This is a genomic window from Kitasatospora sp. MBT63 (assembly GCF_000710465.2).
In the GTDB taxonomy this organism is placed as follows: Bacteria; Actinomycetota; Actinomycetes; order Streptomycetales; family Streptomycetaceae; genus Kitasatospora.
This window is the reverse complement of sequence record NZ_JAIZ01000710.1, coordinates 1-1,052: the sequence shown is the minus strand read 5'-3', so window position 1 is coordinate 1,052 and position 1,052 is coordinate 1. Positions and strand designations below refer to the sequence as shown.

Genomic DNA, 1,052 nt, shown 5'->3' with positions numbered 1-1,052 from the left:
GGCGGGAGGGGTCAGCCGGTGTAGGCGCCGAGGGCGCGGGTGAAGTCGAGCGGCTGCTGGGCGATGCTGCTGCAGGTGGCGTCGGCGTAGGCCTTGGCGCCGCCGGGGCAGGCCTTGTCCCGGGTGCCGGACCACATGGCGAGCCAGGCCAGGTGCTTGGACTTGGCGAAGTCGGCGAGCTGGGTGGCGTCGGCGACGGTGAAGACCTCGGTGGCGACGTCGTTGACGCCGATCATCGGGGTGACCGCGACCTTGCTCCAGGCTTCGGCGTCACCGAGCCCGAGCACGCTCTTGACCTGGGCCTGGGTGGCGGTGGCGGCGTCGATGGCGTACTTGCCCATCCGGCCCTGCGGGTTGGGGGCGACGCCGTCGCCGAAGTCCATCGCCATGATGTTCACGGCGCCGATCTTCACGCCGGCGCTCTTCGCCCCGGCGACCAGGTTGATGCCGTCCTGGGTGAGGCCGGTGGGCAGTGCGGCGAGGGTGAAGGAGACGTCCAGGGTCCTGCCCTTGGCGGCGGCGTTCTTCTGCAGCTGGACGATGGCCTGGGCGCGCCGGGTGTTGGCGGCGGCGTCGGCGATGGCGCCGCCCTCGATGTCGAAGTCGAGCTTGTCGAGGCCGTACGCGTCGACGGCCTTCTGGTAGGCGGCGGTCAGGTCGGCGGCCGAGGAGCAGGCCGCGGCCAGTTCGCTGCCGTTGGCGCCGCCGAAGGAGGCGCGGACGTCGCCCCCGATCGCGCGCAGGGCGCCGATCTGGCCCGCCACCGCGTCGGCGGACAGGTCGGAGACGCCGCCCCACTTCGGGGTGCAGCCGCCGCCGGAGACGATGAAGGCGAGGGTGAAGTTCTTCACCCCGCTGGCCTTGGCGGTGGCCACCAGGTCGTACGGCGGGTAGAGCGAGGTGTCGACGTACGGCGCGAACCGGGCGGTGCCGCCGGGGCCGGGGGTCGGGGTGGCGGTCGGGGTCGCGGTCGCGGTGGGCTTGGGCGAGCCGGTGGGGGTGGCGCTGGCGGTGGGCTTCGGCGCGGGGGTGGAGGCGCTCGGCGAGGGGCG

The 1,052-nt window shown here is 73.9% G+C and carries 1 protein-coding gene; it reads right to left on the bottom strand.

All coding sequences use genetic code 11. From position 1 onward, the window contains the following. Positions 1-11: 11 nt before the first annotated feature. On the bottom strand, positions 12-1,052 hold a 1,041-nt coding region (locus tag AA75_RS37035; protein WP_033824814.1), incomplete at its 5' end, for a chitinase.